The sequence below is a fragment of the Alteromonas sp. R7 genome, assembly GCF_055755235.1.
Map to the genome: position 1 here is coordinate 41,093 of NZ_JBVTQX010000008.1, position 23,112 is coordinate 64,204.

Genomic DNA, 23,112 nt, shown 5'->3' on the forward strand with positions numbered 1-23,112 from the left:
CAATAGCGGCTATTTAGCCAGCAAGCGTTCTAAGATACCGAAGTACATATCAGCAAGCTGTTCAAGATCAGACATTTTCACGCACTCGTCAATTTTGTGGATAGTGGCATTCACCGGGCCTAGCTCTATCACTTGTGCACCTGTTGGCGCGATAAAGCGACCATCTGATGTACCGCCAGCAGTAGACAGCACGGTAGGTGTTCCTTTAACCGCCGCTATTGCACCTTGAGTGGCCTCTAACAAGGCACCCGTATCGGTCAAAAAGGGTTGACCGTTAAACGTCCATTTAATCTCGTACTCCAGTTCGTGGGCTTCCAAAATTGCCGTGACTCTCTCAATGAGAACTTGGTCGGTTACTTCCGTTGAAAAACGGAAGTTGAAGCAAACGTGCATCTCGCCCGGGATCACATTGCCCGCACCCGTACCCGCGTGAATGTTTGATATCTGGAAGCTGGTGGGAGGGAAAAAGTCGTTGCCGTTATCCCAATGAGATTTAGCTAGTTCGTCAAGGGCGGCCATTGCACTGTGAACAGGGTTTTTAGCTAAATGAGGGTAGGCGACATGGCCTTGGACACCTTTTACTACTAAATCACCCGTTAATGAACCTCTACGGCCATTCTTAACAATATCGCCTACTTCGTCGGTTGAAGAGGGTTCGCCAACAATACACCAATCAATTTTTTCATTGCGGGCTTCAAGGGTATCAATAACGCGGGTGGTACCGTTTATAAAAGGGCCTTCTTCGTCGCTAGTAATAAGGTACGCAATACTTCCCTTGTGATCAGGGTATTTGTTCACAAACTCGCGGGTGGCTACTAGCATAGCGGCAAGACTGCCTTTCATGTCAGCTGCGCCCCGCCCATGCAGATAGCCGTCAACTTCTGTCGCGGTAAATGGCGGTGTTTTCCATGCTGACTCAGGGCCACTAGGCACTACATCAGTGTGGCCTGCGAAACAAAATACCGGGCCTTCTTTACCTCTGCGAGACCAAAGGTTCGTCGTGTCTTCAAATACCATGGTTTCATTATTAAACCCTAAAGCACCTAAAAACTCGCCCATGGCTTCTTGGCAACCTGCGTCTTCTGGCGTTACAGAACGGCGGTTTATTAATTCTTTCGCAATTTCAATAACAGAGTCGTTTAGCAAAATATTTCCTCATACTGCGCGGGTTTGAAGCCAATATAAAACGCGTTGTCATGAACAAGGATAGGGCGTTTAACCATGGCAGGATGAAGCTCTAGCAGGGCCAGTGCTTTATCTTTATCTAGATTCGCTTTCTCTTGCTCTTCTAGCTGGCGAAAGGTCGTGCCGCGTTTGTTGAGCATTGCTTCCCAGCCAAGCTCAGACTCGGCGCGTACAAGAAAGTCGTTATCTATCCCGTCCTTGCGGTAATCGTGAAATGTGAAAGCGATATCGTTGTCTGCTAACCATTTTTTTGCTTTTTTAATGGTGTCACAGTTTGGGATCCCATAAAGGATTGTGCTCATGGTGATTTATTCCGTACTACTTTGTTGTTTGTAAATGAAAGACGCTGGTTAGAACAGTGCCATTATGTGGCGCTGTTTCGAAGAGCTAGAGAAAATAGAAAACCGCAATAGCCCGAAAACAGTGCGCCTGTACATTTTTGTTTTTCAATGTGCTCCATCATACAAGCTGTTGATACGTTGATAAACTCACTTGCGATGATTTTTAATAGTAAATCATTCAGGGCTGAGAGCCTGTTTTACAATTAGGTCAACAGGCCCTAGAGGTAAAGTGTCAACAACGTATCTTCGCCCGCTTCGACAAACTTTTGATGCGTAGGCACCACGCCGATAAGCGCATTTGCATTAAGCAACGTCATTGAACAGGTATTGCTAACACCGCGCTGCTTTAGCCATGCAGCATTCACGGTAAAAAGTACTTGTTTAAGTCTTATTTCATCGCCCCGCTTCAGAGAACAGGCGAATTGTGCGCCATGCAAATGACTAGTATCGCCACCATATTTAATCTTGCATTTGAGGCCCGCGCTAGACTGTATGTCGATAGCGTAATCTAGCGGAGAAACGCTCAATACTTTACCAGCGAAAGGCGATAAGACAGTATTTGATGTTGAGCTTATTGCTGCACCAGGCCCCATAAGGCCACTTTTATAATAGGGATCGTCAATGTGTGAGAGTGAAACCACTTGCCCTGAAAACGGGCTTAAAGTTACAAACTGCTTGGTAAAACTGTCTGGTGCGTATTGTAGTTGCTTAGCATTCACGGTATTAAACGTCCTCACTTACCGAATAGCCAGCTTTCTTAAGCGCACTAATGGCATCTTTTAGTTTATTGTCTTTTACTAAAAAGAAGTCAGTGTCGAAGGTTGATACCACAAATATAGCCACTTTTGCTGATGCTAACACTTGGCCGATTTGGGCCATGATCCCTACCATGGACAAGTGCAAAGGCCCTAACAGTTCAAGTGCACGCCAACCTTCATCACTATCTAGTGACGGTACGTCTACCGAGTCAGGCACAACAATAGATAGTTCATCTTCTGTTTTACCTAAGAAAAAAATAGGGCTATTAAGCACAGATGCGGGGATATTGGTTTCAGGATCCAAGCTGTGAATGGTAAACAAAGATTCTCTGACTAAAAGTGTTTGTTTGGGCATGAGAAACCGAAAAAAAGATAACTTCGAAGATATTCACATTAAACCACTAACTGTGATTAAGTGCTACGTGTTATCCACTTAATCTGTGGATAAGTTTGTTGAGTAGTTTGGGGCTTTGTTGTAAGTGTATGTATTTAAAGGGATAAATAAACTGTACAAACAATGTTCAGTGGATAACATTCTCAATTTCACAAGCATTTTCCACAGGCCATGTCTACAACTAAAATAAAAAATGTTTTGTAATTTTGCAATTTCTTAGCTTGACAACCATGGCTTTTTTCAGAAATTTGCGTATTACTAAAACGCGAGATTCAAATGATCGAACGCTTTTGGACATGTTGATCTTTGATGTACAGCAAAGGTCAATAGACTCTAGCCTTTTTACCTTTAAAACATCAGTACATTAAAATGATCTATTAGTTAACAAATATTCAGTAAGGTACTACTGTTAGTAGTTAATTTAGTCTTGGGTTTTGTTTATTGAAGCAATGGGGCATTGCGCTTATCAGTTATGTAGCTTACTGGGTATTTGATCTCTAACCAGAACAAGAGCGCTGACTAGAAAAAATGCCTCAACCATAAATAGAGCCCTAACAAAATAACAGCCCTAAACAAAAAACAGAGGGAGAGACAATGTCAGATTCTTCATGGTGCGATATTACGGTAGAAAACGCAGACGAACTTGTCAGCTTTTATGAAGCGGTGATGGGATGGAAGAAAGAGCCCATAGATATGGGTGGCTACAATGATTATGTCATGATGAAGGCCGACGGCACACCTGTGGGCGGCATTTGTCATAAGCAGGGTGTAAACGCGCAGTACCCAAGCGGATGGATTAATTACTTTACCGTAGAAAATCTAGATGCCGCGTTGAAAGAAGTTACTTCCAAAGGTGGAAAACAGGCGGGTGATATACGTCATCACGGCAAAGACAGCTTTTGTGTCATTATTGACCCAAGCGGCGCTGCGTGCGCGCTTTATGAAAAAGGCAGCAAGTGATGAGACTTGCTGCCCTAGTATTGCGTTAGCTATCTACTTACTTGTTTAGTACGCCGCGATTTACCTGATCGCGTTCAATCGACTCAAATAGTGCCTTGAAGTTACCCTCGCCGAAACCTTCGTCTTGTTTGCGTTGGATAAATTCAAAGAACACTGGGCCGAAAACGGTTTCAGAAAATATCTGAAGCAGTAGGCGAGGCTCACCATTTTCCGTTGTGCCGTCCAATAGAATACCGCGCTTTTGTAGCTCATCTACGTTTTCGCCGTGCCCAGGAAGACGCTCTTCAAGCATATCGTAGTAGGTATTTGGTGGAGGCGTCATAAACTTCATGCCTTTCGCTTTAAGCTTGTCTAAACACGCCACTAGGTCGTCACAAGCGAAAGCGATATGCTGAATACCTTCACCATTGTACTTCATTAAGAACTCTTCAATCTGGCCACCACCGCCAACCGCCTCTTCATTTAGCGGTATGCGAATTTTACCGTCTGGCGCCGTCATTGCTTTCGATAATAGACCCGTGTATTCACCTTTAATATCGAAATAGCGAATTTCTTTAAAGTTGAATAGCTTTTCGTAGAACCCTGCCCAGAAATTCATGCGGCCGCGGTACACATTATGGGTGAGGTGATCGAGCGTATGGAAGCCACATCCTTCAGGATGGCGATCAACGCCTTCAATCCAATTGAAGTCGATGTCGTAAATGGTATTTTCGCCTTCATAACGGTCTATAAGGTAAAGCATCGCACCGCCAATACCTTTAATAGCAGGAAGTTTCAGTTCCATTGGACCGGTATGGGTATCCATAGGCTGAGCACCGCGGGCAAGCACTTCTTTATATGCGTGCTGTGAATCTTTAACGCGGAATGCCATACCGCACGCTGATGGACCGTGTTCTTCGGCATAATAGGCTGCATGACATTTCTTTTCGTAGTTACTTAATAAATTGATGTCGCCTTGACGCCATAATTCCACGTCTTTTGATTTGTGGCGAGCAACAAGGGTAAAGCCCATAGCTTCAAAAATGGGTTCCAACATGCCCTTTTTAGGCGCAGTGAACTCTAAAAATTCAAACCCGTCTAAACCAATAGGGTTTTCAAACAAATCAGCCATAGCGATACATCCTCAACGTAAATCACATTTTATAATTGTTACCTGATTGTAAGGGCGCAGTGAAAAAGCAAGCAATAGGTGTCGAGTTCAAGGATTTTGGGCATGGAAAGCAAAGCTGTAACGTTTTGTTTTCACCCGTGAATGAGATGCTGAGTTAGGGAAAGCTAACTTTCCCTAACTGTTTGAAAATAAATGCTATTAAGCAAAGGTGATGCTTGTCGGTAGTGTTCAAAAATCAGTACAATTGCTTGTTTAGTTATCGGTACGTGTAACGTTACAAATCCCAGGGCGCTTATTTTTCACCATCGTAGTACTTTTTAAGGCCTTTCCAGCACGCCAAATAATCTCGTTGACGAATATCACAGTTTAAAGCGAACTCCGTTGGCGCAATGGCATAGCGAGATTCAAACATAAACGCCAGCGTGTTTTCATAACGCTGCGGTGAAAGCTCGGCGTTCGAGGCTTTTTCAAATACTTCAGCTTCTGGGCCATGGGGAGTCATACAGTTGTGAAGGCTCATGCCGCCGGGCACAAAACCGTGTTCTTTGGCGTCGTACATCCCCTCAATTAGCCCCATAAACTCGCTCATAATATTTCTGTGGTAATACGGTGGGCGAAAAGTATTTTCAGCAACCATCCACCTTGGAGGGAAAATAACGAAGTCAACGTTCGCCGTACCTTCCAGCTCAGATGGTGAGGTAAGCACGGTAAATATAGACGGATCCGGGTGGTCAAAACTTACGGTGTTCATAACGTTGAAACGGGACAAATCATATTTATAAGGGGCAGAGTTACCTACCCAAGCCACCACATCAAAGGGAGAGTGATCGAGTTTTGCTTCGAACAAATTTCCACAGAACTTGTTTACCAAAGTGTGAGGCGTCTCATTATCTTCAAACCACGCCGTGGGATAGCAAAAATCACGCTGGTTCGCATAGCCATTCGCGCCTACCGGGCCGCGCTCTGGCAGCACAAAAGGATGACCGTAGTTTTCGCATATATATCCGCGAATTGGCCCATTAATAGGGTTAACCGAAAAACGAACGCCACGAGGAATAACGGCTATTTCACCTACAGACAAGTTGAGCCTACCAAACTCGGTGGTGATCAGCATGTCGCCTAGCTGGGGGACAATAAGCATTTCTCCGTCTGATGAGTAGAAAACACGATTTTGCATATTAGCACTGGCACTGTAGCAGTGAATGCCCATACCTACTTGGGCTTTAGCGTCACCGTTAGTGGCGATGGTTACAAGCGAGTCTACAAAATCAACGTCTTTTTCTGGGAAGGGTACAGGGTCCCACCTAAGTACATTCGGAGGGCAATGGACATCAGACTCAGGTGCTGTTTTTACCAGGCCGTTATCAATTTTTTCAAAGTCGCCCATGGCAATAGAGGGGCGTAAACGATAGGTCCAGCTGCGGCGGTTTTCTGCTCGTGGGGCAGTAAATGCTGTACTGCTAAACTGTTCAGCGTAAAGCTTATAATTTACTTTTTGTGGGCTGAACTGGCCTTTAGGAAGGGCACCCGGCAGTGCCTCTGTCTCGTGCTCGTTATTAAAACCCGTTAAATACGACAAATTATCCATAAACCCTCCCACAGGCGGCCATCGATGTGGCTGTACAGATGAATGCTAAATAAAGTAGTTACAAATGAAACTATGTGGTTTAGGCTAGAGGTAAATGAAATGTAAATCAATGGCGATGGGCGAGTAGAGGGAATGGAGCCAACGTCATTTGGTACGCTAGCTTTACACCTTTTATTTGAGGGCCATTACAAGGTTACACGTATTGAGTGTTTTTAATGCACGATGTTAGCTGTGAAAGTTACCTGGGTTAATGTTGAACGCGCCTGAACGCTCGACCGATGGTAGCGACACTGTGGGTATAAGTAACGCCTAAGGTAAATGAAAAACAACCATGGCTTTTAAGGCGGTCACAGAAGTAAAAATAGCAAGAGTAATACGGTGATAAGGGCTTAAAACATGCAGCTAGAAGATATGCTTGCCTACAAGGTAGCCATGCTTGCGAGCGATTTAAGTGAATCGCTCTCAAAAGAATATGCAGAATATAAACTTACTAAACCAGAGTGGCGAATCTTAGCCACATTAGGCGGCCGAAATGAAAGCACGCCAAAATCACTGCTAACGGCAAAAGAAATTGCTATTGCAACACGACTAGATAAAGTGCAGGTTTCGCGAGCGCTGGAGCGATTGGTTAAGCGAGATGCTATCGTTAAGCGTGTGAGCAAGCGAGATAAACGGGCCACATTAATTTCATTGTCAGTGGAAGGAGAACGAATCTATTGGGCGCTGTTGCCTAAAATTGTGGCTTGGCAAAATAAGCGTTTGGAAAATATCACTGAAGATGAGTATCGAATATTTGTAAAAGTGATAGATGCACTAACGCCTTAAGATTCGGGTGAAGTCGTTGAAAAGTCTGGTCTGAGCAGATGTGAGGGCATTGCTATAAAGGTTACTTTCGCGCCTTTAACTGTTAAATTCCCCCGAAACTAATTAAATGGGGAAGTTATTGGATTTATTAGTCATGGCTTGCTACCCCCTAAATATTCATCAAGCGCTTCTATTCGGCGCACAGCGAGGACATTGAGTGGCACCCTTAGAAATATACGCAGGTAAAAAAGCACGTGAATCCATAATGAAAAACGGATTTACGCCTGAGTTATTTAGCTATTTTCTGGGGGCATCTGGCGGCCCGAAATGGTTTTCTTTGGCTGGTCTAGATCGCGTACTGTTTCCCGAATGGTTTGCCAACGTTGAGCATCAAATACATGTAATTGGTTCATCAGCGGGTGCGTTTCGTACCATTTGCGCTGTACAAAACGATCCCCTAGCTGCCATAAATCGTTTGGCTGCTTCCTATTCAACAACAACTTATAGCAGCGACAAGCCTACGCCTAGAGAAATTACGGCTAAAGCCGAAGACTTGCTGAAAGAAATGGTGGATGAAGCAGGTAAACAAGAAGTGCTGTCTAACTCCCGCTTTAAAGCGCACCTGATCGTTGCTAAATGTTTAGGTGCTACTCGTTTTGAAAGTAAGTTTAGGCAACTTTCGGGCTTGGCGATGAGTGCAGCGGCCAATACAGTGAACCGACGACACCTTTCACGTTTATATACACGCTATGTGTTCTCTACCCCGAATACTGAATTTGCGATAAAAGACCCGTATCAACTGCCTACTCAGTACCATGCATTAACGCGTGGAAATATTCATACCGCGCTGCTAGCGTCTGGTTCTATTCCTGTGGTAATTGAGGGCGTACAGCAAATTGAAGGTGCGCCAGCCGGAATGTATCGAGATGGCGGTATTATTGACTACCATTTCGACTTGTCCTTCGGACCAGATGATGGCTTAGTGTTATACCCTCATTTTTATGACAAGCCCATTCCAGGCTGGTTCGACAAGGGCTTGAAGGGCAGAGTGCCTCATCGTTCAAGCTACGATAACGTTGTAATGCTTGTGCCTTCTGCATCGTTTGTTGCTAATTTGCCTTATAGCAAAATCCCCGATAGGAAAGATTTTGAAGTACTCGATGCAAAAACGCGCATCCAGTATTGGCAAACAGTATTGAAAGAAACTGACAGGTTGGGTGAATATTTTATGCGTGCTGTTAACGACGGATCTTTAGTAGACGCTATCAAGCCGCTTCCATTTAAAATGATTTAAGTTAATCGAAATTGTTGAATAAAGTGGCTAATTGCTGTCAAATTAGTCACTTGAATCGTCATTTGATAAGTTTTCCTTGCAGGCAACGCTCGTGCTAAGTATTATACGCGCCGTTGCTTGGCATTCGCCCACCTATCAGGTGCAACAAAATTCTATATGCGTCTATAGCTCAGTTGGTTAGAGCGCTACCTTGACATGGTAGAGGTCCCCTGTTCGAATCAGGGTAGACGCACCATCTTACGATTTAATTTCATCTTTTATTTACCCAAGTTCTGCGTAACACGCACTGCTACCCTTTTCTCTATTCAGCGATATTCACGAGCAATTTAACTTTTTAATGTCGGGTGGTCTGTGTGATTTGGACTACACTAAAAGAATGGTGGCCATTTTTATATCTTTGCTATCTAACAATTTAGCACTCGCGGGAGTACGATGAGCTTACAGAAATACCAAGAGCCCCCGTTATTTGAACAACATGGTTCGGCTGAAAGGCGGTTCCTTCAGCTTATTAGTGCCTTGCCAAAGGTATCGGTGCAAGGTTATGACAAGCACCGAAAAGTTATCTACTGGAATAAATCAAGTGAAGACATGTATGGCTTTCGTGAGTGCGAAGCACTAGGTCAAAAACTTGAAGATCTCATCATTCCCTCGTTCATGAAAAGTGAAGTGATAAAGCTACATCAGCGATGGATAGATTACGGTGAGGCAATTCCTTCAGACGAACTCGTGCTTGAGAAGAAAAGTGGCGAGCCTATCCATGTTTTCTCATCTCACGTCATGCTGAAAGAAGGCACAGATTCACCCGAAATGTATTGTGTGGATATTGACCTGAGTGAGCAGCACAACATCAGGCAAGAACTTGAGCGAATGGCATCCACAGATTTGTTAACCGAGTTGCCTAATCGACGCCTGTTAGAGCAGTTTTTGACGTCGTCCATCGAAGATGCATCGCGCAATGAGTCTGGCTTCGCTTTGTTTTTCATTGACTTAGATATGTTCAAAGAAGTTAATGACACGCTTGGGCATACCTGGGGTGATGAATTACTGCGTTCTGTTTCTAAGCGGCTGTCAGATTGTCTAAGCGAACAAGGCTTACTGGCTCGGTTTGGTGGAGACGAATTTGTTTTTGTCGCCACACAAGTGACTTCTGAAAATGAAAGTGCTGACATTGCTAAGAAACTTACTGAGTGTTTCAAGCAGAGCTTCGCACTTAGCACTGAAAACGTGCATATCACTTCAAGTATCGGTATTAGTATGTACCCTAAAGACGGAAGTGAGATTGATGATCTTCTGAAAAATGCAGACGTCGCAATGTATCAGGCGAAAGCTGAAGGCCGAAACCGTTTTCATTTTTTCACCCACGCTTTAAGTCAGAAAGTTCGACAACAGCGAAGTATCGCAGCTTATCTGCATGAGTCTTTGGTTAACGATGAGTTTGAACTCTTGTATCAACCTCAAATCGATTTGCTCACTGGAAAAGTGGCATCGTGTGAAGCGCTGTTAAGGTGGCGTCCTAAAGATGAGGGTCAGGCTGTTCCACCCAATATCTTCATCCCCATCGCTGAGCGCAGTGAGTTAATTGTTCACATTGGAAATTGGGTGTTAGAAAAGGCGTGCAAACAGGCACAGCTATGGAAAGAGCAGGGCATTAATATTCGCGTTGATATCAATGTTTCAGGAAAAGAGTTAGAGCAGAATGCTTATTTCGAACGCCTAAGGGAGTGTCGAGAGCGGCACGGTTTAATGCCTAAAGATATTGGGTTAGAGCTTACTGAGAATGTGCTCATTAAGTCTGACAATACGATTTTAGAGAATTTGAGAGCGCAACGCGACCAAGGCGTTGAAATATCGATTGATGACTTTGGTACGGGTTATTCTTCGCTTAGTTATTTAAAACAGTTTCCCGTTAGCCACTTAAAAATAGATCGTTCATTTTTAAGAGGTGCTCCGGAAAATGCCTACGATAGCGCGTTAATGGAGGCTATCGTGAATGTTGGTCACAAACTCGATTTAAACATTGTTGTTGAAGGCGTGGAAACTCAAAATCAATCGAACTACTGTAAGTCTCTTAACGTTGAATATGTGCAAGGCTTTCTGTATTCAAAACCCATTAGCTCTGACGCCATTATAAAGCTGCTTAACGAACAGTAAATGCGGTTAAAAGGAGGTGTATATGAAAGAGATTTTCACAACACCGCCTTAAACGTTTCATTGAATCTACGCACAATTAAGTCGTATAAAGCGCGGGGGCTCACATAAAGCGTCAATACCTATCCTGACGTTCAGTGCCTCAGACCAGCGAGCTTACACTTAGTACATTGTCCAAAGTGAGGGTTTAGAAAAGTAATAGCCTTGTTGGTGTTCAACGTCTAGTTTGCTCAGTGCAACAGACTCAGCCTCGTTTTCTACCATTTCCGCAATAACATGGATATTAAGGCCTTTCGCAATATTGATAAGGCTAGAGACAAATAACTGATTATCTTTGTTGGTATGAATTCCCTGGGTTAGCCGTCCCGAAAGCTTAACGAATTGAGGCTGAATTGCCCTTAAACCCGCAAGCGAGGCAAAGTTATCGCCAAAGTGCTCTATGGTAATTCTACAGCCCAGCTGTATGAGTTGACGGCAAAAGTTCTCGGCTACTTCTCGATGGTGAATAAGCGCTGCATCTTCGACTTCAAAAATAAGTCTTGGGCATAGCGTTTCCCGGGTTCGAAGCTCTTCAATTAACCATTTTCTAAACTCGCCGTTGGCAATTGAGGCGTTACTAATATTTATAGCAACCTGATGAGACGTTACCGTTAGTTTTTTAAACACAATGCCTGCAACCAACTTGTCGACTTGAGGAATAAGGTCCAGCCGCTCCGATGCGGGGATAAGTTGTGCCATGGGTATAACATCATTGGTGTCTTTGTCTTTAAATCGAGCGAACGTTTCGTAATATGCTGGTGCGTTTCGCTCTACATTCATCACGGGTTGAATGAGAATATCGGCATATTGCTGCGACACGATGTAATTGAGGCGCTCACGCCATTTCGTATTGCTATGAACCTGAGACACTTCTGAAGAAAACTGCCATCCTTTTTGCGTTTTCATTGCCGCCATCAACGCACTGTCAGCACTTTCCATTACCTGCTGTAACGACATTTGGCTAGAAAAACGCGTTACGCCGATCCACGTTGCTTTGCTTCCATCTCGAAGTGGCGTGGCGTTTGCAAACTGCTTCGACATATTTTCTAACATCAAATCCCGTTCGTCCCGCCCCATAATTTCACTTATCAAGGCGAAATCTCCGCCTGATAACCGAAATACAAAGCCACTTTTGCAATTGTGCTTCGCCTCATGCACAAGAAAGTCCGCGATAGATTTTACATAATTGTCACCAGCTAACATGCCCAACTTAGTATTTATAGTGGTAAGTTGAGCGAGCCTGATGAGAATAAGCTCTTTTTCCTGGAAATTAGACGTGTCAGACAACAGCGCGCGAGTGTGTCGCTCGAATGCACTGCGGTTCGACAACTTCGTCAATGTATCTTTATTGGCTTCTGTTTTGAATCGCTCAGATTGCTGAGCAATGTCATTAAATTTTGATGCTAACGACGTGGTTAGGGTGTTCACTGTGCTGGTAAGTTGGCGGTAATCTGTTGTAAACGCATTTACCTGCGAGGGGGTGAAGTCGTGGCTATTTATCTCATTAAGCTTCTTAATGGTGTTGGCAATGGGGCGCCTAGCAAATTTGGTTACCGTGACGATATATAGCGCGAGGGCGAAAAATAGCCCACAAAAGATAACAGCATTTTTGATGAGAATAGCGGTGATTTCAGTGTAAATATAAGACGTGTCTGACGTAACTAACAAATAACCATCATTGTTCGAAAAAGGAATTTTCTTGTTAACGGCAGGTGCGGAGTCCAGCTGTAAGTACCAATTAGGAACAATAGTGTTAGGCGAGCGCTCGTACTTCGCAAACACATTTCCTTCGACATCAATGACTTTGGCTGCAGATAAAAACGGCTGCAATACCATTTGACGAAGCATGGCATCAATCACTGATTGCTTCGACTGAGACGACAAGGCAGAGGTTTGTAAGACGGTTGTTTCGTAACGCAGCCGTGCTTCTTCAGCTTCTTGCTCGATTGACACTGAAGTGCGAGATTTTATTTCGCTTAGCTCAATACTCGACAACACCGTAAATGCTAAAAGCATAAGGGCAAAAACGCCCAAATTAATTTGACTAGACAGCTTCATTGCTAGCAGTTAGCTCCTTTAACTGAGAAATTTATTATTCGCCTCAACCAAATCGAGTGCTATCACTTTGATTGAGGCTTTTGTTATACCCGCCAATAGTGCCTAAGCGGCGAATAATAAATGTACTGCAAAACATAGAGTTAAGCGAGCAATTAAAGCCCAGAATAATGAAGCAAGCGCTGTTTATTAGCTACTCACCTTTCGTCTAACCACCACGTTTTGTTCGGAGCTTCGCCTGCACCCTTAACCGGAACAACTTCGCCAAAGATAGGAATACTGGTGGGAACACCCTTAGCACCAGCAAGGTCTGTGATTTTTATTAAAGGCTCATTCCAATTATGTAGTGCTAAATCAAAGGTACTGTTGTGCACGGGCATCATGACACTAGCTTGAATATCAATATGAGCTTGCAAGCTCTCTTCAGGCAGCATGTGAATGTCAGACCATAGCTCGTTGTACGCACCGGTTTCAATCATCGATAAATCAAACGGACCGTACTTTTCACCAATGGCTTTAAATCCGTCAAAATAGCCCGAGTCACCGCTGTAAAAGATATTGGTATTTGCAGACTTGATAACCCAACTTGCCCAAAGAGTTTCGTCTCTATCAAATAAACCTCGTCCTGAGAAATGCTGAGACGGTGTGGCCACTATTTCAATGTCGCTCACTTTTGTACTTTGCCACCAATTTAGCTCAACAACTTTATTTGCATCCACACCCCAGTCACGTAAATGATTGCCTACTTTTAGCGGTGTAATAAACACGTCGACTTTGTTTTTTAGTATTTCAATACTGCCCTTATCTAAATGGTCGTAATGATCGTGACTTATGATAACGGCATCTAATTTAGGCAAGTCTTCCAGTGAAATTGGCGCTTGGTGGAAACGCTTGGGTCCCATCCATTGGACGGGAGAAGCACGCTCACTAAAGACCGGGTCGATCAGTATATAACGCTCGGCAAGTTTCAATAGGGTAGTAGAGTGGCCCAGCTTTATCACGCTGTCTTCTGCAACTGCGTCAAGCATTTGTGGTGTAAGTGCCGACACGGGTATGTCAAACGTTGGCGTTGCAGCATCTCTATTGTCACGAAAATACGCTTTGGTGACTTTCCACATGTCTCGCCACGTCGTTTTATATTCAATATGAGTATTAGTGAATTTTTCAGGTTGCGGCGCGCTTGCAGCAAGGGTGTTTGAAGAACCACAGAAAGATGTCATAAATAAAACTCCAACAAGAAAGCGTGTGCGATTAAAAACGGGCATGCTCTCACCTTAAATAAAAGTATACTGCACAGTGTAGTTTACCCATAATAAACTAATTTTGTTAAAAGTAAACTGGCGGGTGTAGTTTTTGTTGAGAAGGATAGTTTGCAGCTAAGCGATAGTATGCAGCCAGCATGAGTAGACTTTCCTCATGCTGGCTGTTAACAATATTAGGTCCGCACCGTTTTTGTGCTACTTACACGAACTAGCGCACAACTCATCGAATTTGTTGTGCGTACTTTTCATTCTGACTTTATACCGTGGAACGTACAGTGCAGCACAGGCAATATAAGCAGTGTAAGTACGGTGGCAACGGTCAGACCAAATACAATAACAACTGCCATTGACGCGAAGAACGCATCAGAAAACAGCGGGATCATACCCAGTATGGTGGTGATGGCTGCCATTGAAACGGGACGTACACGAGATACTGACGCGGCTACTACGGCATCGAATGCGCCACTGTTACCCTTTGCCTGTACGTTTATTTCTTCCATTAATACGATCCCGTTTTTAAGCACCATACCAATAAGGCTTAAGCTGCCGAGCAGCGCCATGAATGTAAAGGGGGCACCAACTAACACCAAGCCGCCAATAATGCCGATAGTGGTGAGGGGAATTACGCCCCATATCGCCAACGCCTGACGAAGCTTGCCAAACAGCAAAACGGTGATAATGAACATACCTAATATACCAATAGGCATACTTGCAAATAGAGCGCTTTGCGCGTCTGTTGATGTCTCATATTCGCCGCCCCATTCAATGTGGTAGCCATCAGGCAGTTGAAGCTCTTCTACAAGAGGGCGAACTTTAGCTTGCACGCTCGCAGCTGTCTCACCGGATAAAGGCATGGGCTCTGCATAAACCGCCAGCATCCGCACCCGGTTGCGGCGTTTGATGATAGGGTTATCAAGCGATACATCCACATTGCTGATAACATCAGCCATGCTTATATATTTACCTTGTTCTTGGCTCCATACGTTGAGTGAGGCGAGGTTATCTATGTCATAGCGCTGGTTTGGATCGTTGCGCATGACGATAGGTATTAAATCACTACCTTCGCGGTAAAGGCCCACAGTTTCACCTTCATTGTTCAGTAAAAATGCGGTGTGAACGGCATCTCGCGTTACGCCGATACGCCTGGCTTGTTCTTCCAGAAACACAGGTTCAACAAATGGGACTTTGTTGCTCCACGACAAGCGAACGCTGTCCATGGTTTTCTCTGCTTGAAATATGGCTTCAATGTCGCTGCTAATCTCACGCAAAACTTCAGGCTCTGGTCCGTAAATTCTCGCTTCAATTGCCGCTTTTGCAGAAGGGCCTACTTGAAGTGCTTTTACCTTGTATTGCACATTAGGGAAGTCTTCTCGCACCAGCTCGATAATTTCTCGCATACGAGCATCACGAGACTCAACCGTATCAGTTTCAACGATAAGCTGACCATAACTGGCGTATCTGTCTTCTGGCGCATAGGTGAGGGTAAGGCGCTGTGCTCCACCGCCAATAACGCTTGTTACGTTGGCGATATTCTCCATGCCTAACACGTTGTCTTCTAAGCGACGAATAGACTGCTCGGTGGTTAAGATGTCGCTACCTTCAGGCAACCATAAATCGACGAAAAACAGCGGTGTGGATGAATCTGGGAAAAATGCATTTTTTACGAATTTACCTGACGCCATACTGCCTACTAATGCAACAAGTACCAGTACAATTGTCACGTAACGATGATTGATAGCAGCAGTAAGCACACGCTTGTATACCGTAAAAATAATGCCCTTATATGGATCGTCATCTTCGTCATTAGCACCGCGCTCTTTTTCAGTTTTAAACAGTAAGTCGAAAAAGAAGGGGGTAATGGTAAGTGCGGTGATCCAACTTAAGAAAAGCGAAAAGCACAGTACCCAGAAGAGGGAGCCGACGAATTCACCTGTGGCATCTGGCGATAGACCAATTGGCGCAAAAGCGGTGATGGCAATCACAGTCGCGCCGAGCAGCGGCAACCCATTTTGCGACACCACGTCTTTTGCCGCCTGAAGCTTGGTTTGTCCTTTTCTCACACCAATCAACATGCCTTCGGTTACCACGATGGCGTTGTCGACCAACATGCCAAGAGCAATAATAAGCGCACCCAAGGAGATTTTTTGCAACTCAATGCCTTTTACCGACATCAATATAAAAGTGCCAAGAATGGTAAGCACAAGAATGAGCCCCATCAGAACGCCACTGCGCCAGCCCATGAAAAGTAGCAGCACGAAAATAACGATGGCCACGGCTTCAACAAGGTTGATAAGAAAGCCAGTTACAGAATCGTCGACCACTGTGGGCTGGTTGTAAACGGTATCCAGCGTCATACCTAGGGGCATACGCTGCTCTAGCTCGGCAATTTTGCTATCAAGTCGTTTACCTACATCAACTACATTTACCGCCGACGCGAACGACACACCAATTGACAGAGCCGGCGTGCCAGAACTGTGATAAAGGATTGAAGGGGTATCGTTAAGCTTGCGCTCAATAGTCGCGATATCTGTTAAGCGAATAAGGCCGCTTGCAGGTGAGCCAATTACCACCTGGCCTAACGCCTCTAGGTTATCAAATTCGCCAGTAGGCTGTATGGACAGGCGCTTGCCCTGAACCTTGATCGAACCCGCATTGCCCACTACATTTTGCGCGGTTAAAAGGCCAGCAATGGATTCTGCAGAAACGTTTAGGGTTTTCATTTTATCGTGATCTAACGACACAATAATCTGTTCATTAACGGTACCGGCAATCGACACCTTTTTTACACCATCAACAAGCTGGATCTCTCGCTGCATTAAATCTGCAAAGTCTTCCATTTGCTTAAGGGAGTAGTCTTCGCTTTTAAGGGTAAGCAGCAGGCCAAAAACGTCACCAAAATCATCATTTACAATCGAGGTGCTGGTGCCAGGTGGCAGTGATGCTTGTGCATCGCCCACTTTACGGCGCAAGTTGTCCCAGTATTGCTCTAGGTCCTTGGCCTGAACACTACTTTTAAGCTCAACGGTAATTTGCGATAGCCCAACCATGTTTACTGAGCTGATTCGTTTCACATTGGGTATACGCTGAATCGCCTTTTCAAGCTGCAGCGTAACTTCTTCCTCAACTTGCTCAGGCGTTGCCCCTGGGTATTGAGTAATAACCAGAGCATTTCTAATGGTGAATTCGGGAAACTCTAGCTGACCTAAGCCAAGAAAAGTCACAATGCCGCCAACACCCAAGATGATGGCGACCATCCAGCTAATTACTTTTTGACGAAAAAAATACTCGACCATGGCTTATAGGCCCCCTTCTTTCGTCCACTCCGTAACAGCTTGGCCTTCTTTTACAAGATGAGCTCCAGCAGCAACGATTTTATCATCGTCGTTTAGCGGGCCTTCAACTAACAGACCGTTGGAAATACCGCGCGTAATCATTACTTCTACTGCTTCTACGGTGCCCTTCGTCGCGTCACTATCACTGGGCTTAAAACGCCATACAATCGCTTTGTCTGGATCTGCATTGTCGGTAACCACCGCACCAAAAGGTACTAGCCAAAGCTTTGCGTTAGACTCAATAAGTTTCGACATATCAAGTAATACGGTGGCGCTCATGCCCGCTAGAACATTGATGTCGTCTGGTTCTGGCAGAGTAATTGTTACCTCATAGCTAAGCTCGCCTTGTCGCGTGGTGCTTTCGTGATCCTTATACATGGCCGCGTATCGCTTGTCTGGCATACCTGAAAAGCTCACCCATGCCATTTCAGATGTACGATTTTCACGGGCTCGTGAGCGATCAATCATACGCATTTTTTGCTCTGGCAATTGAAACGTAACGTCGATTGCACCCGGCATATGAAGCTCGGCAATGGTTTGTTGCGGTACAATGACTTGGTAATTTTCAACAGGAACAGACGCAATAAGCCCCGCAAACGGTGCGCGAAGCTCCGTATAGCTTAGCTGGTCCTGTGCGTTGGTCAGACTGGCTTTAGCGGCTAAAAAATTGGCTTTCGCTTCATCAAAAGTAGAGCGGCTTACCGCGCCTTTTTCAACGGAAGCCTCCATACGTTCAAACATAGCCGATGACACGTCAAACTGAGACTGAGCGGTGGCTAACTGTGCTTTCGCGTCTCTATCATCAAGTCTAGCGATAAGCTGGTTCTCTTTAACTTCCTCGCCCGCTTTTACTTTGAGTTCTTGGAGTTTGCCGCCGATGCGAAACGAAAGGTTTGAATACTCAGCCGCTTCCACTTGCCCCGGGAATTTGGCGATGGTTTCGTCCGAGTGCTGCACTTTATAAAGCGTTACCGGTGTTGATGAGACTGCCTTGGGTGGCGTGGGGGCTTCCTCACACGCACTTAATCCAGCGAGTGCAGTAAATACCATCACAGTGCGCAGGGCTAAGCTGTGAAAGAGACTTTTTTCAGACAACATGGTAACTCTCCATTTAAATAAACCACTTTTTATTCCCACTAAGGCAATGGGTTATCTTGTACAAGGCGCGTGTCAACTTCTGAACGTGAAAGATAAAAAGCCAATATACGACAAGTTTGATATACATACAGGTTATAGCGCTTTTTTCCCTTTTCGATCAGCTTTTTGTTTATTTTTACAAGGCGATAGTATGCTACCGCCCATAAATATTCGTGGGTGTCCGGTCACTATCAGACAATTACCCTCTCGAAGTACCGCCGGCTAGTTCGCAATTCACCCTAATCAGGTTTCTCATCGGGCGCTAGTTTTTCAGCATATCCTTTAGGCGGTGGAGTCCAGCCACGCATCTTTGAATGTTTGTCGTGTAAATCGGCTTTCAAGGCATCTTCAATTAGCGACTCTAGTTCGCTGAACAGTTTTAGGTAATTGTTGTCTACCCGTTCGCCACTCGCGTCATCTGCCCATGCGTGATACAGCACATCGTTTTGTTGAGACTCAATATTTTTGTAGGCCATTTTTTGTCGCTCAACTTGGAAAGGGTGAATATTGAGTGAGCGAAGTGCCTCTGCGCCCATCTCAAGAGCGCTGTGGTACGTTTCAGATACCACAAAATCTGCGCCCAGCTGGCGCAAGCGGTAGCCATGACCACGGTCAAAGGCACGGGCAAGCACTTTGACATTAGGAAAGGCGTGTTTGGCGTACTTCACCATTTCTGCAGCTGTTTCTCTGTCGTCAATGGCTATAACTAATAAAGACGCTTCGTGCGCCCCTGCGGTATGTAATATGTCAGGTTTAGATGCGTCGCCAAAGTACGCTTTGTTGCCGAAGCGCCTGAAAAGATCTATCTGCTCTGAACGAATATCAAGCACAACGGTTTTAACGTCATTGGCTGCTAACAGCCGATTAATAATTTGCCCGAAACGACCTATACCAGCAATGACCACAGTGCCTTTTTCGTCGATAACATCTTCATCACGCTGTGATTTTGCATTTTTATAGCGCGGAATGATGGCTTTGTCGAAAAGAATGAAAAGCCCTGGCGTTAAGAACATAGAGATAGCCACAACAAGAGAAAGTACAGAAATAATGTCGTTGGGCAGCACATAGTTTTGCGAGGCAAAACTTAATAGCACAAAGCCAAATTCACCCGCCTGAGCAAGGCTTAATGTGAATAGCCATTTGTTAGTGCCTTTTATTTTAAAAATTAAGGCGATGATAAACAGCACAATGGCTTTCACAAGCATAACAGCTACGGTTAGCCCTGCTATTAGCATTGGGCTCTCACTAAGTACGGAAAAGTTAATGCCTGCGCCTACCGTTATGAAAAAGAGGCCTAACAATAAGCCTTTAAACGGCTCGATATTAGCTTCAAGTTCATGCCTGAATTCACTGTTTGCCAAAACTACACCGGCCAAGAATGCACCAAGGGCGGGAGACAGACCTACAAGTCCCATTAGTGCTGCAATTCCTATAATGAGCATGAGCGCTGTGGCGGTAAAAATTTCCCGTAAACCCGACGCAGCAACAAACTTAAATAAGGGGCGACTTAAGTAGTGTCCTCCAATGGTTAAAAAGGCAATTGAGCTAATGATCACAAGACCTGAAGCCCAAGGGGCAAGCCCGTCAACTAAATTAAAGCTATCGTGTGACCCTGTATCGCCGCCATGTGCATTTCCTGCTTCGACCAGTTCGGGTATGGCAAGGAGGGGGATAAGCGCAAGCATGGGAATAACCGCGATATCCTGAAACAGCAACACGGAAAAAGCGCTTTTGCCTCCTTCCGTTTTTTGCAGCCCTTTTTCCTGCAACGTTTGTAAAACAATGGCAGTGGAAGAAAGGGCGAATATAAGGCCTATTGTAAGGGCAATGCTAAAAGGCTGATCAAGCAATATGGCTACGCCTGTGATAAGGGCGGTGGTTAACGCTAACTGAAGTCCGCCCAATCCCATTAGTTTTGACTTCATCGCCCACAGCGAGCGAGGCTCTAGTTCTAGCCCAACCAAAAACAGCATCATGACTACACCGAATTCAGCAAAATGTTGAATGGCAACAGTTTCGTCACCAACAAGGCCGAATATCGGGCCAATCACTAGCCCGGCTATTAAATAGCCTAGTACAGACCCTAATCCAAGACGCTTCGCAATGGGCACTGCAATTACGGCGGCGACCAGATAGATAAATGCATATAAGAAATAGCCAGTCACGTTACTCTCCTTGCGATGTACAAAGGTCTGCGAGATTCTCGATGTGCTTTGCTTTTTCTAGATTCAGGGTGTTAGTGGTCAATTTGTTTAGCAAGGTTATCCACTTACCTCTATGTTCAGCAACGCGATGCTCTTCTTGCGCAGTACGAGAGCCAAAGATCGCAAAAGGAGCAATGTAGGTCATGTGCGTGATCTGAGCCATTTGCTCTAAAGGCTGGAGCAGTTGCCTGATGGTGTAATGATTAAAGCCATCAGTTTGATAGGCTTCTTCCTTACCGCCTGCACTTAATGCGCAAAGAAATAATTTATCTTTAAGTGCAGTGCCTTCATGCCCATAGGCAAAACCATATTCCAACACTAAATCTTGCCATTCTTTTAAGATTGAAGGTGTGGAATACCAGTAAAGTGGAAACAGAAAAACAACGACATCGTGATCGATTAAACGCTGCTGCTCCCGTTCAATATCAATATTGAAATCTGGATACTCTGCATACAAGTCAACAGCAGTAACGTGTTTATTCATTTTTGCTTCGTGAAAAAGCGGCACATTTACTTCTGAACGGGTTTGCGCGGGGTGGGCAAAGAGAACCAGTACTTTCTTACTTTTCTTAGTGCTCTCTACATTGCTTTCAATGATGTTCTCGTCAGTCATACATTTCTACTCAGTGCTACAGCCAGCTCTCGTTGAGCTATAAGGAGCCGTTGATTTTTGATGTGCAAAACACGGCAAAGGTCAAAAGACCCTAGGTTATTCATTAATTCAATCTGTACGTTTAGAGCAAATAAGAATGTGTTTTTCCTCAAAGTTATAAGGTTACTAATATTTATTAGGTTGAAAAAAGTAACCTGATTACCATTATGTACTCACGTATAAAAACAGCTTCTAATAGAAGCGTCGACGGAACACTATTTTTAACTTTTGATTAGGGCGTGTTGACCTTTGATGTACAAATTTTGGTCTAGATGGAAGCCTTTTAATCGCGAAACAGTCCTGCAAGCCTAGTGGGCTAAGTTAAAGGACTGTAACAAAGAGTAAAAGGCTTCCATGACGACCCCTTTGGGCAGCGCCTGTGTGCCACCTATACTGCGTTGAATGTTTTCGATTTAGAACCACTAGACCGTCAAACATTCGTCTTGTCTAGATGGCACACAGACCGCTGCAAAATTGTACAGCAAAGGTCAGCAGGCCCTAGGACAGTATAAACATGAAAACACCAGTAAAAACACTCGCACTTGCATTATCTTTACTTTCTCCCCTTGTTTCTCTCTCTACTCAAGCCCTGCCGCATGGAAGTGAGCTTAAAGCTGGGGCTGCGGTATGGAACTTGTTTGATGACGCAGACCGTTACGCATTGCATGTGGCTTATGTTCACAAACCGCTCGAATCATTTTACGGAATTCGACCAACAGTTCTCTTGGTAAACGCAGATCAAGGCCAACACTATTTCGCTGCGGGGTTGGCAAAAGACGTCTACAAATACAATGACTTTTCAGTACGCGTTGCCTTTCAAGCGGGCATTGTTGATGAATCTGAAAATTTAGGCGACACCATTGAATTCTATTCATCACTTTCCGGACTCTACAATTTTTCTGAATCATTTTCGCTAGAAGCTGAAATTGGCCACATTTCTAACGGCGGGCTAGGGGACACGAACCCTGGTTCAGAATCGTTTGTATTAAGTGCTCACTACCATTTCTAATCTCGCCTAAACAAGTTGTGCCTAGTTCGTTCGTTAAACAGCCCGCTTAAAACGCGGGCTGTTCATTTTTGGCAAAGACTTTTTTAACTTAACTTTCTGTCGGGCAAGGTGCGCCGCCGTTAATCCAAACCGACATTGCCTTAGCAAACTGTGCATGTGTCCCAGGAGCAGGTGTTCTGCCTGGGCCGGGGTTCCATGCCCATCTCACTAATGGATCATCACTGACATGATGCTCAAATTCTTTTTTAAACGTTTTCATGTCATCTCTTCCCCCACGTTGAGCAAGAAAAGAGTTCAAACGTGGGTTTAACCAATTGTTGCATAATTTTGAGGGTGTCATGTCGCTGCCAATAATCATGGTAGGAGGCGGCATGTGCCACACGAAACCTGGCATAAGGTCGTTTGCTGCACCAGGCGGCCTGCCGGGTTCACGCGCATTTTCATCTTGGTGACATCCGCGGCAGTTTACGGGGTGCGTTTCGCCAACCTGAACAAACTTTCCATCTTGCACCGCCATTTTCAAGTTATTCACAGAGGTAATGTTCATAGGGTGGGGGACGCTGTTGTCGCCCACTGTCGGTCGGTGAGCGCCATCTTCAATAACACCGTGACAGTTCACACACCGTGGATGTGTTGCTACATCGAACAAGTAGTTAAATGCTGTCGTTGGGTTAGGATCTTGCTGATAAGCCTCAAAAGCAGGTGTTGATTTAGCTGCTTTTGAAGTGCTAGCGGTCAAATTATTATGGTCGCTATCGTCATTTTTATTTGCAATACACCCACTCAGGACGAATGATGAGAGAGCACCAATTAATAGGACTGTTATCATTTTCATCATA

General features: G+C 44.7%; 18 protein-coding genes and 1 tRNA gene. 6 read left to right on the forward strand and 13 right to left on the reverse strand.

Annotated features, from left to right (window positions below; genetic code table 11):
• Positions 1-9: 9 nt before the first annotated feature.
• From dapE to AC0J2X_RS13905, 4 genes are all read right to left on the reverse strand, one after another.
• On the reverse strand, positions 10-1,146 hold the full coding sequence (dapE, locus tag AC0J2X_RS13890; protein ID WP_269348224.1) for a succinyl-diaminopimelate desuccinylase: 1,137 nt from the start codon (positions 1,144-1,146) through the stop codon (positions 10-12).
• Positions 1,140-1,487: an ArsC family reductase gene (locus AC0J2X_RS13895; RefSeq protein WP_014949045.1), complete on the reverse strand. Its 348-nt coding sequence runs from the start codon at positions 1,485-1,487 to the stop codon at positions 1,140-1,142. The genes dapE and AC0J2X_RS13895 overlap by 7 nt, the downstream gene beginning before the upstream one ends.
• 257 nt (positions 1,488-1,744) lie before the next feature.
• The gene (locus AC0J2X_RS13900) at positions 1,745-2,245 is read right to left on the reverse strand and encodes a PTS sugar transporter subunit IIA (RefSeq protein ID WP_014949046.1); all 501 of its coding nucleotides are present in this window, start codon (positions 2,243-2,245) and stop codon (positions 1,745-1,747) included.
• A gap of 4 nt (positions 2,246-2,249) precedes the next feature.
• On the reverse strand, positions 2,250-2,639 hold the full coding sequence (locus AC0J2X_RS13905) for an ACT domain-containing protein (protein WP_472996124.1): 390 nt from the start codon (positions 2,637-2,639) through the stop codon (positions 2,250-2,252).
• A 633-nt stretch (positions 2,640-3,272) separates the two neighbouring features.
• Here AC0J2X_RS13905 and AC0J2X_RS13910 point away from each other — a divergent pair.
• Positions 3,273-3,638 carry a VOC family protein gene (locus AC0J2X_RS13910; RefSeq protein ID WP_014976174.1) on the forward strand — a complete coding sequence of 122 codons (366 nt, stop codon included), beginning with the start codon at positions 3,273-3,275 and terminating at the stop codon, positions 3,636-3,638.
• Between the two features lie 37 nt (positions 3,639-3,675).
• On the opposite strand, the gene hppD is transcribed toward AC0J2X_RS13910, so the two are convergent.
• Both hppD and hmgA read right to left on the reverse strand, forming a co-directional pair.
• Positions 3,676-4,749, reverse strand: coding sequence for a 4-hydroxyphenylpyruvate dioxygenase (gene hppD, locus AC0J2X_RS13915; RefSeq protein WP_014949049.1), 1,074 nt, complete (start codon positions 4,747-4,749; stop codon positions 3,676-3,678).
• A 292-nt stretch (positions 4,750-5,041) separates the two neighbouring features.
• A complete protein-coding gene (gene hmgA / locus AC0J2X_RS13920) occupies positions 5,042-6,337 on the reverse strand; it encodes a homogentisate 1,2-dioxygenase (protein WP_472996125.1) in 1,296 nt (431 codons plus the stop codon).
• Between the two features lie 396 nt (positions 6,338-6,733).
• On the opposite strand from hmgA, the gene AC0J2X_RS13925 reads away from it, so the two are divergent.
• The 4 genes from AC0J2X_RS13925 (at position 6,734) to AC0J2X_RS13940 (ending at position 10,586) form a co-directional block, all read left to right on the forward strand.
• On the forward strand, positions 6,734-7,162 hold the full coding sequence (locus AC0J2X_RS13925; protein WP_472996126.1) for a MarR family winged helix-turn-helix transcriptional regulator: 429 nt from the start codon (positions 6,734-6,736) through the stop codon (positions 7,160-7,162).
• A gap of 196 nt (positions 7,163-7,358) precedes the next feature.
• Positions 7,359-8,435, forward strand: a complete 1,077-nt coding sequence (locus AC0J2X_RS13930; protein ID WP_472996127.1) for a patatin-like phospholipase domain-containing protein — start codon at positions 7,359-7,361, stop codon at positions 8,433-8,435.
• Between the two features lie 158 nt (positions 8,436-8,593).
• Positions 8,594-8,670: transfer RNA gene (locus AC0J2X_RS13935), tRNA-Val, on the forward strand.
• A gap of 197 nt (positions 8,671-8,867) precedes the next feature.
• Complete coding sequence (locus AC0J2X_RS13940) at positions 8,868-10,586, forward strand: sensor domain-containing protein (protein ID WP_472996128.1); 1,719 nt, start codon at positions 8,868-8,870, stop codon at positions 10,584-10,586.
• 159 nt (positions 10,587-10,745) lie between these two features.
• Here AC0J2X_RS13940 and AC0J2X_RS13945 read toward each other — a convergent pair whose 3' ends face one another.
• From AC0J2X_RS13945 to AC0J2X_RS13970, 6 genes are all read right to left on the reverse strand, one after another.
• Complete coding sequence (locus AC0J2X_RS13945; protein ID WP_472996129.1) at positions 10,746-12,680, reverse strand: EAL domain-containing protein; 1,935 nt, start codon at positions 12,678-12,680, stop codon at positions 10,746-10,748.
• A gap of 194 nt (positions 12,681-12,874) precedes the next feature.
• Positions 12,875-13,942, reverse strand: a complete 1,068-nt coding sequence (locus tag AC0J2X_RS13950; protein WP_239301645.1) for an MBL fold metallo-hydrolase — start codon at positions 13,940-13,942, stop codon at positions 12,875-12,877.
• Between the two features lie 242 nt (positions 13,943-14,184).
• Positions 14,185-17,232, reverse strand: coding sequence for an efflux RND transporter permease subunit (locus tag AC0J2X_RS13955; RefSeq protein ID WP_049588794.1), 3,048 nt, complete (start codon positions 17,230-17,232; stop codon positions 14,185-14,187).
• Between the two features lie 3 nt (positions 17,233-17,235).
• Positions 17,236-18,369 carry an efflux RND transporter periplasmic adaptor subunit gene (locus AC0J2X_RS13960; protein ID WP_039225671.1) on the reverse strand — a complete coding sequence of 378 codons (1,134 nt, stop codon included), beginning with the start codon at positions 18,367-18,369 and terminating at the stop codon, positions 17,236-17,238.
• A gap of 278 nt (positions 18,370-18,647) precedes the next feature.
• Positions 18,648-20,573: a monovalent cation:proton antiporter-2 (CPA2) family protein gene (locus AC0J2X_RS13965; protein ID WP_472996130.1), complete on the reverse strand. Its 1,926-nt coding sequence runs from the start codon at positions 20,571-20,573 to the stop codon at positions 18,648-18,650.
• Position 20,574: 1 nt separating this feature from the next.
• Complete coding sequence (locus AC0J2X_RS13970) at positions 20,575-21,225, reverse strand: NAD(P)H-dependent oxidoreductase (protein WP_472996131.1); 651 nt, start codon at positions 21,223-21,225, stop codon at positions 20,575-20,577.
• Positions 21,226-21,778: 553 nt separating this feature from the next.
• Between AC0J2X_RS13970 and AC0J2X_RS13975 the strand changes: the two genes are divergently transcribed.
• Positions 21,779-22,273 (forward strand): acyloxyacyl hydrolase, encoded by a 495-nt coding sequence (locus AC0J2X_RS13975; protein WP_472996132.1) that lies wholly within the window; start codon positions 21,779-21,781, stop codon positions 22,271-22,273.
• An 88-nt stretch (positions 22,274-22,361) separates the two neighbouring features.
• On the opposite strand, the gene AC0J2X_RS13980 is transcribed toward AC0J2X_RS13975, so the two are convergent.
• Complete coding sequence (locus AC0J2X_RS13980; protein ID WP_131136279.1) at positions 22,362-23,111, reverse strand: hypothetical protein; 750 nt, start codon at positions 23,109-23,111, stop codon at positions 22,362-22,364.
• Position 23,112 lies beyond the last annotated feature (1 nt).